At 38.4% G+C, this 10,090-nt stretch carries 6 protein-coding genes; all 6 read right to left on the bottom strand.

What is annotated here, in order from left to right:
* The coding region (locus tag LC605_RS06810; RefSeq protein ID WP_229546802.1) for a non-ribosomal peptide synthetase at nt 1-4,387 on the bottom strand (4,387 nt) is incomplete at its 3' end.
* On the bottom strand, nt 4,384-4,677 hold the full coding sequence (locus LC605_RS06805) for an acyl carrier protein (protein WP_229546801.1): 294 nt from the start codon (nt 4,675-4,677) through the stop codon (nt 4,384-4,386). The genes LC605_RS06810 and LC605_RS06805, both read right to left, overlap by 4 nt.
* Nucleotides 4,678-5,054: 377 nt before the next feature.
* Nucleotides 5,055-5,615 carry an FcoT family thioesterase gene (locus tag LC605_RS06800; protein WP_229546800.1) on the bottom strand — a complete coding sequence of 187 codons (561 nt, stop codon included), beginning with the start codon at nt 5,613-5,615 and terminating at the stop codon, nt 5,055-5,057.
* Nucleotides 5,616-5,702: 87 nt separating this feature from the next.
* Nucleotides 5,703-6,581 (bottom strand): TauD/TfdA family dioxygenase, encoded by an 879-nt coding sequence (locus LC605_RS06795; protein ID WP_229546799.1) that lies wholly within the window; start codon nt 6,579-6,581, stop codon nt 5,703-5,705.
* A 54-nt stretch (nt 6,582-6,635) separates the two neighbouring features.
* Complete coding sequence (locus LC605_RS06790) at nt 6,636-7,892, bottom strand: MFS transporter (protein ID WP_229546798.1); 1,257 nt, start codon at nt 7,890-7,892, stop codon at nt 6,636-6,638.
* Between the two features lie 176 nt (nt 7,893-8,068).
* Nucleotides 8,069-9,646 carry a long-chain-fatty-acid--CoA ligase gene (locus tag LC605_RS06785; RefSeq protein WP_229546797.1) on the bottom strand — a complete coding sequence of 526 codons (1,578 nt, stop codon included), beginning with the start codon at nt 9,644-9,646 and terminating at the stop codon, nt 8,069-8,071.
* Nucleotides 9,647-10,090 lie beyond the last annotated feature (444 nt).

The raw sequence follows: 10,090 nt of genomic DNA, 5'->3' as shown, positions 1-10,090 counted from the left end.
TCCATTGACTAAGGATTTCTGCAAAAGCAGCCAGTAAAACTCCAGAAGGAGTTAAGTTAAATTGGTGAGCGCGATTTTGTAATTTGCGCCATTGTTCTGGAGACAGTTGAGAACTGCGACGTTGAAACCGAGGAATGGCGATCGCATTGGGATTTTTCGCTAGGGGTAATTCTGGTGCTGGCGGTAAGGTATCTAGTCGGTTAAACCAATATTCTTGACAACGTTGATATTGGGGTGTATTTTTTAAAGTTGATTCCCCAAGGACATAATCGCGGAAGGAAAGTTGTAAAGGTGGTAATACAAATTCAGAATTATTATATAGATGTAACCACTCCCGCATCAGCATAAACACACTCCAAGCATCAGCAATCAAAGCATCAAAACTCAGGTGGAGTCTGGTACGCTGTTCATCTATAGGTGTAGCTCGAATTCTAAATAAAGGCCATTGATCCGCTCTTAAGACTTCATGGGACATCTGCTCACGCATCACCTCTAAATCTTGCAAATCCAAAACTTCGATTTCATAAGCTGGTACTATTGTCAGAATTTGCTGTTGACCATCTGGTAAAATAACAGCACGCAGCATATCGTGACGCAGAATGAGTTGTTGCCAAGCTTGATTTAATCTTGTTAAATTTAAGCGATCGCAATCTAATTCTAAATAACCATGAGCAGCAATATTCCCCAATTCAAAAGCTTCATTGCGTCCTAACCAATAAGCTTGTTGAATATCGGTGAGGGGAAAAGGTTGATATAGCTGTTGTGGTTCTGGGACAATTGTTGGTAAATCAACAAAAGATTCTGTCTTTGTGAAAGATGTCAGTGCTTCACTCAATCCAGCCACAGTGGGAGATGCTAACAAAGAGCGTAGCGGTAACTCAATATTTAAGGTTTGTTGTAATCGCGCAATCACTTGAGTCGCAAGTAGGGAATGTCCCCCCAATTCAAAAAAGTTATCGTGAATGCCTACTTGTGTGAGTCCCAAAACAGCAGCGATAATATTAGCGATCGCTTCTTCGGTTGCTGTGCGCGGTGGAACAAAATCTATTTCTCGATTCTGTTCCATATCTGGAATTGGTAAAGCACGCCGATCTACTTTACCGTTGGGTGTTAAAGGTAAAGTTTCCAGAATGGCGATCGCACTTGGAATCATATAATCAGGTAACTTCTGTTTGAGAAAGTTACGCAATTCACTAGTTGTTAATGACTGTTGTCCAGAAACAACATATGCAACTATAGATTTATTGTCGGTTTGCAGTTCTCGAACCATCACCACTGCTGCTTGGACTTGCGGATGACTACTCAAAACAGCTTCAATTTCCCCTAGTTCAATTCGGAAACCCCGAATCTTCACTTGATCGTCAATTCGACCGAGTAATTCAATATTACCATCAGCAAGATAACGCGCTAAATCTCCTGTTTTGTACAAAATCGGGTTGTGGGGAGACGCGATTAATCGCGTCTGTACAAAGGGTGTAGGGTTGTGGGGAGAATAGGAGTTAAAATAATTCGTAATTCGTAATTCGTAATTCGTAATTAAGTTTTGTAATGGGGATTTAAACCCCAATACAAAACTTGCTACCTGTAAAGGTAGGGGTATTAAACCCTTTCTTTTACTATCATATCCTTCATTCCGTGAAATCCTTAAATCAGTTAAATCAGTGATAAATTTCTCTTTGGTTAAATCAGGACGATTTAAATAACCTTGAGCTAAACCAGCCCCACCAATATATAATTCACCTGCAACCCCAATGGGAACTAATTGCAGATATCGATCTAAAATATAAACTTGCGTGTTCGCAAATGGACGACCAATAGGAACCAAGCCACTTCCTAATTTCCCAATCCCCAATTCAAAATACGTGCTATCAATACACGCTTCCGTTACCCCATAGGAATTAATCAAACGTGTCTGCTCACCACAAAAACGCCGAAATTCTTGATATTCTTGAACATACAAACTATCTGAACCGACTACCAACAATTTCATGAAGTGGAGATTTTGCTGAGTTCTTTGCAAATACTCAACCAAGTTTCTCAACACAGCTGGAACAAACTCAGCACTATCAATTTTCTCCAATAGCATCAGTTTATACAATTTGTCCGGTTCCAACAGCCACCCACGCGGACATAAAACCAACTTAGCACCACTACAAAGAGCGCGAATTACATCCCCTGAAAACACATCAAAAGCAAAACTCGCCATTTGCAAATGACTAGTCAAAGACTGGAGTTGATAAGCTTTTTCCCAAGCATAAAATGCATTTACTAAACTGCGATGAGCGATCGCCACTCCCTTAGATTTACCTGTAGAACCTGATGTGTAAATCACGTAGGCTAAATCTTGAGATGTAGTATTAATTACTAGATTTTCTTCACTTTCCTGGGAAATATCTTCCCAATCTCGATCTAAACAAACTACAGTTAAATCCTCAATTGCTAAACTCGCTACTAATTTTTGTTGAGTCAACAGCACTGATACTTGGGAATCACGCAGCATGAAGCTCAAGCGTTCTTCGGGATACGCAGGATCTAAAGGTAAATAAGCTCCACCTGCTTTCAGAACTGCCAATAATGCAATAATCATTTCTAGGGAACGTTCCACACAAATTCCCACCAGCTGATTTTCACCTATTCCCAAGGAACGCAGGTAGCGTGCTAGTTGATTGGCTTTGCTGTTTAATTGTTGATAGGTTAATTGTAGAGACGTTTGATGAAACGTCTCTACATTTGGAAATACCACCGCAACAGCGTTTGGTTGCTGGTTCACACAGTTCTCAAACAACTGATGAATGACTCGATCTTGGGGATACTCAACTTGGTTGTTGTTCCACCTCCACAACAAATCATTTGCTTCAGCTTCCGTTAGCAGAGATAAGGAAGCAATTTGCTGTTGTGGATTAGCAATAATCCCTGCGAGTAAAGTTTTAAAATGACTCGCTATCCTAGTAATTGTCGTGGCATCAAATAAATCGATGTTGTATCTTAAAATACCAATTAATGATTCATTCGTCTCCATCATGTCGAAAACTAAATCATTCTGTCCTTCCTGCTGGGGAATCACAAAAGGCTCGAGAGTTAACCCACCCCAATCTTCTCTAATTTTAGTTTGATTAGATACAGATAATTCATAATCTTGAGCAATTTCACGGAGCTTTAACAAATTAAAGGAAACGCGAAACAGACCAGGAAGACTCGGATCGCGATTGAGTTGCGATCGCTCAATTAGTAAAGTAGAGGGATAATCTTGATGAGCGATCGCATCCAATACAGTTTGGCGTACTTGAGTTAAAAGCTGAGAAAATGTGGGATTACCAGCCAGATTTACCCGCAAAGCCAGCATATTCACGAAAAAGCCCACAGTTTCGGCAAATTCCGGCTGACTTCTCCCCTCAATCGGCGCACCCACAATTATATCTTCCTGACCTGACAAGCGGTAAAGTAACACTTGAAAGGCGGTTAACAAAGTCATATAAAGGGTTGCTCCTTGAGCTTTCGCCATTTCTCGTAGCTGAGAAGTCAACTGTTGATTTAACTCAAAAGTATAGGAAGCTCCCCGATAGCTTTGAATTGCTGGTCGCGGTCGATCTGTTGGTAATTTTAAGATGGGTAACTCACCCGCTAATTGTTCGCGCCAGTAATTCCATAGTTCATCGCCCACAGAACTTGCTAAAATATTCCTCTGCCACTGTACAAAGTCTTGATACTGGTACTTAATAGCAGGTAAAGATATGACTCGACCTGTATTTTCCGCTTCGTAGAGCGATCGCAACTCATCAAGAATAATTCCCAGAGAAAAACCATCAATAACAATGTGATGTATTGTTAGTAATATTACATAATTTTCTTCAGAACAAGTAAATAAATTTACCCGCAATAAAGGCCCTTTTTCCAAATTAAATGGACGCTGATATGCTGCTATTACTTGGCTTGTCAACTCATCTTCATTCGCAGATGAAGCGTCAATATTTTCAAAATCAACTTCTTGGTATTCATGAACCTGTTGAAAAGGTTCGCCATCTTTTTGTGCAAATGTTGTGCGGAGAGTTGGATGACGATTTACTAACTTCTGAAACGCTCGTTGTAAAGCCGGAATATTTAAATAAGAGCAGATGCGAGCTGTAAAAGCAACATTATAAGCTGCACTTGTGGGTGCAAGTTTATACAAAAACCATAGACCTTGCTGACCATGAGTCAGGGGGTAGGATTTAGAAGCGTGAAAACCTTGGCGCAGCAAATCGATAATTTCTGTTTTATGCTGCTTAATTTGATTTAAAACTGTGGAAGTTAATACTTCTTTGCGACCACGATAACGCAGTTTACTATCTTCCATCCACAATTCTATATTCTGTTGCGAGAGTTGTGTGAGAAACTCAACTAAATTCATAATTCTCCTTCCAACCACTCATCGTCATTTTCTATTTTTGAGTTAGCATTTTCGCTCAACTCTTTGACTAATATTGCTAAACTTGCAACATTAGTATCCTCTAGAAATTTTACTGCTGGAATATCTACTTCCAAGTCTTTTCTAAACTTATTTCTGAGCTTGACAGCAATTAATGAATCAAGTCCTAAATAATTTAAAGACATTTCAACATCCAAGTGAGATGTATTTATCCCAATCACTTTAGCTATTTCGTCTTGAATATAAGTTGTAAAAAAGGCTATTGTAGACATACTATTTAAGCAGAAATATTTGAGAAATCGGTATTAATATCGTGATTCGATTTGCTATAGCAATCCTAAATCATTTGTGAAAATTACATATCTCTTTCTTCTTTCTTATCTTTGCGTCCTTTGCGTCCTTTGCGGTTCGTTTCCTTATCTATATTTTTCACGATTCATTTAGGAGTGCTATATTCCAATACGGTTCACAAAAGGGCTGAAACTCTTTTTTTTACAAACCACAGAGGCGCAGAGAACACAGAGAGAAGAGAAGGAGGAAATGCTTAACCCAAGTGTATTGTGCTATATTCAATGTGGCGATCGTAACTTCATCTTCAGACCAATCACCATTATCATCAAAGGGACAAAATAGATTAATTCGAGTTAACCTATACCGGAGAATTTACAATAGCTAATTTCACATTACCACTGCAATTCCCATCTTGATCATCCCAATAACGACATTTAGTAACTATATACATCATCCCAGATTTGATGCGAATATTAGTAAACTCAATCTCACCCCAAAATTTAGAAGACTGCATAGCACGTCGGAAGGAACTTTCAAAATTCACAATATAGACATCCGGTAGCTGTTTATTCCAATAATCTGCCATAGTCCACGACTGAAATGATGCCATCAGTCTTTCTTTTACGGATTTAGCGATGACATAATACATCATTTGATTGTAGCAAATATTGAACTCCACTGAATTAAAATGACCAGTGTCATCGATATAACATGATTCTGTAATCGAGAATTCACATCGTCCGATTACACGTCCCCCATGCTGAGGATCGCCCTCTTTAGTTATTTCAGCAGATTTAAGATACTGACAATTAGCTTTATAAGGCTTGAGTACTTGTGCCAGTAAGATATCATCATTATTGATGTGGATACTATTTTCTTTGACGCTTTGTTCACTTGAATTCGGAAACTTCAACATCATGGTTTCTCCTGATTAAATGACTGAATAAGGCAAATTACTTTTTACTTTTTGTTGAGATGTTTTAAACGCAGTGCGAATCCAACTGCTCTATAACTGATAAAATGCATAGCTATCGTGCAAGGTCAATCGAAATGTAATCGCTGGTTCTGAATTTCCAGCATAGTGAGCGCAATGGACTAAAGATCGATTATCCCAAATCCGCACATCCCCTAATTGAAATTCATGGTGTTCGATTAATGGATATTTAAAACTTTTGTCTAACTGACCGGAATGAGTCAACAACCTTTGGAGAACATTTATATCTCGCGGCTTTCCCTCTGAATCATCTATACGATAAGTAAACCCCTCAGTAATGTAGAGGATGGTTTCTCCTGTAACGGGATGAATAAAGGTCGTTGGATGCTTTGCGGGAGGAGTGATTCGTTCAATCTCGTCCAATATTTCCGAAATCGGACGATAAACATCTTCAGGACGGATTTTAAAAAAACGTCTTACACTATGATAACAACTCGACTGATTAGCGATCGCTTTCAGGTCATCTGGTAAACTTTGATATACTTTGGACATATTAATAAAGTAAGTGCCACGCTCCTTCCTAGGAAGGATCTGAGGATATACCATTGAAAATGCAAATGGCCTCGGCATAAAGGCATAATCAGCGTGCCAAAATTTCCCAGTCTTCGGAACTCCAACTTGCTGACCATTGTCAGAAACATTGGAGGAAACAAAAATCTCTTCCCTTTCTGGATGGTGATACATCGGCTGATAGTATTTTTCTACCTCCCCAAGACGATACCCAAAATTGCAATATTCATCAGGTGATAAATCTTGATCCTTGATTACAACAATTTTGTATTCATATATCAGTTGCTTAAGATCCTGAATATCTCCATCTGAAGCAGTTTTGTGATTAAAATCATAAACGACGACTCCCATTCGCTGCTTCTCTTGATATTGAACTTTCATGGTTTTCTCACTCGCTTCACGGGAAAGTTAATAAATAAAACCGGATTTATATAGTTAACTAATCTTACGTACTGATGGATTTGCTGCCAAAGAAAGACTTGTAATTAGCATGATGCTACCTGCAACAGTAAACATAATTGTCAGATTTAAATTAACTAAAAAACCAGCTAAAGCAAAGGAAACAGGAGCAACACCAAAAGCAGAAAACATTCCCAAACTCATAACTCTTCCTAACATTTCAGGTTGGGTTTGTTTCTGAATCCAAGTAATTCCTACCACAGTAAAAATACAACTGCAAAATCCCAGCACTGCAATTGTGATACTAGCTAGTACTATGTTGCCAATAAAGCCAAGTAAAAATAGACCAAAGCCTTGAACACTCGCAATAGTTAACAATAAAACTCCGATGTTGGGAAGATTTTTGACAAATTGAGGTGTGAGTGTCCCAATTAACCCACCACCACCCCAAGCTGATTGCAATATTCCTAAAGCTACTGCACCACCGGGGAAGCGACTATGAGCCAGTGAAGTCATCCCAACTTGTAATGGCCCAATAAATAGAAAATTTAGGATTACCATTACCAGCAAAAAGATTCTGAGAGGCTGATTGCGCCATGCGTAGTAAAATCCCTCACGCATACCAGCAATCAAATTCATAGTTTTTTTAGTTGAAGCAGAATTTTGATTTAATTCCCCATGCAATACTGTTGCTTTTGCTGTTGTTCCCTTCATGAGCAAAAGCGTGATAGTTGTGATGGCGAAAGTGATGCCATCAATGATAAATGCTACTTCAATACCAGCAGTTGCAATCAGTAAACCACCCAAAGCCGGGCCAATCAGCAAAATCAGTTGGGAAGTTCCTTGGCTCAAGGTATTACTTGCTATTAACTGTTCTTTTGATACCAGACTGGGGATAATTGATTTAGATGCAGGTATAAAAAAGCCATCAAATATGCCAAAGCTAGCAGCAAAAAAATAAAGATGCCATAGTTGAATCACTTTAAGCGCAACGATGGTTGCAAATAGAATGATTATTAAACCACGTAAAGCATTGGAAACCAACATAACTAATCGTGGTGAAAAGCGATCGCTCACCACACCACCAAACAGCATCAAAACAGCACGGGGAATTGCTGCACTCATTAACACAGTACCTAACGTGATCCCAGAGTTAGTTAGCTGTATTGTTAACCAAGGCAATGCAACGATATAAAATTGGTCGCCTAGAAGTGAAACAGTTTCACCGATGTACAGAAGTAAGAAGTTGCGTACAGTTAGCGGTTTCCAAAGCGGAACTTTAGAATTTGTCATTTGTCATTTGTCATTGGTCATTTGTCATTTGTCATTTGTCATTTGTCATTGGTCATTTGTCATTGGTCATTTGTCATTTGTCATTGGTCATTTCTTCCTCTGCTTTGCGCTCCTCTGCGTAAACCTCAGCGTGACTCTGCGTTTAAAAATAAACCCAAACATTTGGGATACTCCCTCTAATTCACACGACGTTCATAGCCTTGCCAATATTTCTCCCGAATCTTGGCCTTTTGCAATTTCCCACTTGGCGTTCTTGGTAAAGATTCAGTAAACTCAACGCTTCTAGGTAACTTAAAATCAGCAATTTTACCCCGAACAAAATTAATAATATCTAATGCGGTTGCTTTCATTCCTGTTTTTAAAACCACAATCGCTTTGATTGTTTCTCCAAAATCTTCATCTGGAACACCAATTACTGCTACCTCCCTAATTGCTGGATGTTCGTATAAAATATTTTCAATTTCTGCTGGATAGACATTTTCACCACCATAAACAATCATGTCTTTAAAGCGATCGCAAATGTAAATGTAACCTTCTTCGTCAAAATAACCAGCATCACCAGTATGAATCCAGCCATCTACTAAGGTTTTTGCTGTAGCTTCAGGTAATTTCCAATAACCAATCATATTTGCAGGAGATTTGATACAAACTTCACCCACTTGAGAGCAAGATACTTCTTTACCCTCACTGTTAATGATGGCTACTGATACACCAGGAAAGGGTTTACCCGCAGCTTTGAGGATGTTTTTATTTGTAGATGTATGAGCTGGTGCAGGTAAAGAGACAGCACAATTGCCAGTTTCCGTCATTCCATATATCTGCACAAAATTACAACCAAATGTGGCGATCGCACTTTTGAGTGATGATTCGGCTATGGGGGAACCCCCATAAATAATGTATTCTAGTGATGAAAAATCTGTTTTTTGGCATAATGGTTCGTTCAACAGAACTTGAATCATTGCTGGAACCATAAATGTCTTGGTGATGCGGTACTTTTCAATCGCTTCGAGAACCTCAACGCCGATAAAATTTTCTAAGACAATATTTTCTGCTCCTGATACTAAACCACGAATAGCCCACCAGAGACTACCGATATGGAATAAAGATAAGGTAAGCAAACTTTTGTCAGTTTCGTTCCAATTTATCCAGGTTTCGCCTCGTTGAGCAAATTCTTTGGCGATCGCAAAAAAACTGTAATGTCCTAGTTGGACACCTTTAGGTCTTCCGGTAGTGCCACTAGTATACATTTGTACGGCTACATCATTGGCTTCAACAGCTACATTTGGTGGAGCGTCACTATGTTCCTGAGACCAGATATCGTAACTCAGGCAATTGCCGTCAATTTTTTCTAAGGCAATAATGGTTTTAACACCGTCAATCTCATTTCTCATCGATGCTACTAACTGATAAAATTCCGCCCCAACAAAAAGAATTTCAACATTAGCATCTCTGAGAATATAGCTAACTTCAGCAGCAGCTAAACGCCAATTAATCGGTACAAAAACAACTTTTATTTTGCAACAAGCAAATAAAACTTCATAACTATTAAGTGAATCTTTCGCTAAAATTGCTACTCGCGCACTTGGTTGAATTCCTTGGGTTAACAGTGAATTTGCGACCTGATTACTTCTTTGATCTAATTGTATATAAGTAAGTGACTTATCCTTGAATATCAATGCCCTACCATCTGGAAGTTTACGTGCTTGCACACGCGGTAAATCTGCTAACGTTGTTATTTCACTGTTATACATCATCGACATTTCTCAGAAAATTGCTCAGGTTCTTTTGTGCAGTCGAAACACGCTATGTGAATCTATTACTAGCAGCAGTATAAAGTAAAAAACTTTCTTTTTTATATCTGATACTCAACTAGGTTTGGCAAATCGATTGGAAGAAAATTTGCGCTTTCAATTTCCTTTTTCTGAATTAATTATTTTACACACATTCTTAACTTTAAAGCTACTCTCCTGTGCATAATATCAACTATTTTTTATCTATTTCTCTACTAAAATTACCAAACAAAATTAGAACACTAAAATTGTCTAATAATTTCAGCACTTTCATTTCATTTTTAAAATATTATACGCTTAATCTAATACAGGTTTTAAGTGTTGTCAAGTTAATATCTGCTTACCATAAGGACTATAAGATACTCTATATTAGCTTTGATTATTTTATTTTTTTTCTTGAAATTAATT

The sequence above is a fragment of the Nostoc sp. CHAB 5836 genome (genome assembly GCF_020829445.1).
GTDB lineage: Bacteria > Cyanobacteriota > Cyanobacteriia > Cyanobacteriales > Nostocaceae > Nostoc.
This window is presented reverse-complemented; position numbering and strand designations above follow the sequence as displayed.

What these genes read in the sequence shown, in the direction of transcription:
- LC605_RS06790 (WP_229546798.1), bottom strand. Translation starts at nt 7,892, where the DNA reads ATGACAAATTCTAAAGTTCCGCTTTGGAAACCGCTAACTGTACGCAAC.
- LC605_RS06795 (WP_229546799.1), bottom strand. Translation starts at nt 6,581, where the DNA reads ATGAAAGTTCAATATCAAGAGAAGCAGCGAATGGGAGTCGTCGTTTAT.
- LC605_RS06800 (WP_229546800.1), bottom strand. Translation starts at nt 5,615, where the DNA reads ATGATGTTGAAGTTTCCGAATTCAAGTGAACAAAGCGTCAAAGAAAAT.
- LC605_RS06805 (WP_229546801.1), bottom strand. Translation starts at nt 4,677, where the DNA reads ATGTCTACAATAGCCTTTTTTACAACTTATATTCAAGACGAAATAGCT.
- LC605_RS06785 (WP_229546797.1), bottom strand. Translation starts at nt 9,646, where the DNA reads ATGATGTATAACAGTGAAATAACAACGTTAGCAGATTTACCGCGTGTG.